Source organism: Brachybacterium sp. AOP25-B2-12, from assembly GCF_052378625.1.
In the GTDB taxonomy this organism is placed as follows: domain Bacteria; phylum Actinomycetota; class Actinomycetes; order Actinomycetales; family Dermabacteraceae; genus Brachybacterium.
On the sequence record NZ_JBQSXW010000060.1, the window covers coordinates 1 to 1,442 of the forward strand.

General features: G+C 65.0%; 1 protein-coding gene. It reads left to right on the forward strand.

The window, feature by feature from the left end:
* Positions 1-122: 122 nt before the first annotated feature.
* Positions 123-1,439 (forward strand): ISL3 family transposase, encoded by a 1,317-nt coding sequence (locus ACT3TZ_RS15125; protein ID WP_444584237.1) that lies wholly within the window; start codon positions 123-125, stop codon positions 1,437-1,439.
* Positions 1,440-1,442 lie beyond the last annotated feature (3 nt).

The following is a 1,442-nucleotide window of genomic DNA, read 5'->3' on the forward strand; positions in this document are numbered from 1 at the left end:
GGCTCTTCGTAAATGAGGGTGTAGAGCCTGCTCTGTGAGTCCGCACGTGTCGTTGCCCGGGTAGACGTCGAGGCCTCCCTGAAGATGGAAGTTCCTACACTCTCCATCCGGAAGACCTCGACATGGACAAGCCTAGCTTCACGACCCCTGGTCTCGACGCGTTCTGCCTCCTCGATACCCTCAACCTGACTGTCACAGGGCAAGCTGTCGACGTCGATCACGCGGTCCTGGAATGCCGCACCAGTACCGAGTTCCAGGACTCCTGGTGCCACGAGTGCGGTGCGGAAGGCATTCCTCGCGGAACCGCGGTCCGCCGGCTCGTCCACGTCCCGCTCGGCTGGCGACCCACGCTCCTGCACGTCCGCGTTCGCCGCTACCGGTGCCCGACCTGCATACGCGTCTGGCGGGAAGACCTCAACCCGGTCGCCGCGCCGAGGGCGAAGCTGTCAAGGTCGGCGGTGCTGTGGGCGCTGAAATGCCTCGTCATCGACAGGATGTCCATCAGCCGCATCGCTGCAGGCCTCGGCGCGTCATGGCACACCGTCAACACCGCCATCCTCGCCACCGGCCAACAGCTGCTGGTCGATGATCCCAGCAGGTTCGACGGCGTGAGGGTTCTCGGGGTCGATGAGCATGTGTGGCGGCATACCCCGTTCGGCAGCAAGTACGTCACCGTCATCATCGATCTCACCCCGATCCGCGACAAGACGGGCCCTTCCCGGTTGTTGGACATCGTCGAGGGGCGGTCGAAGAAGGTGTTCAAGACCTGGCTGGCCGCCCAATCACAAGCATTCCGCGCTGGTGTCGAGGAGATCGCGATGGATGGGTTCGCCGGCTACAAGTCAGCCGCGACCGAAGAGCTGCCTGACGCGACCCCGGTGATGGATCCGTTCCACGTCGTCGCGCTGGCCGGGAATGCTGTGGAGCGGTGTCGGCAGCGGATCCAGCAGGAGACACTCGGACACCGGGGCCGGTCCGGGGACCCGCTCTACGGCATCCGTCGTGTCCTACTCACGGGAGCCAACCTGCTCACCAAGAAGCAGACCGGCAGGCTCGAGACGGTGCTCGCTGCCGAGGAGCACACGCAGGTCGATGTCACGTGGTGGGTCTACCAGCGGATCGTGGCCGCGTACCGCGACCCCGACCGCACGCGCGGAAGAGACCGACTGCGGGCGGTCATCGCGAGTCTTTCGGCAGGCGTGCCGACAGCGCTGAACGAACTGACCACGCTGGGGAAAACGCTGAAACGCAGGTCTGCTGATGTGCTCGCGTTCTTCGACCGGCCTGGGACGAGCAACGGGCCGACGGAGGCGATCAATGGCCGGCTCGAGCACTTGAGGGGCACCGCGCTGGGGTTCCGGAATCTGGGCCACTACCTGCTCCGGGCACTGCTGGACACGGGAGGGTTCAGACCGCTTCTACACTCTCATTTGCGATGAGCC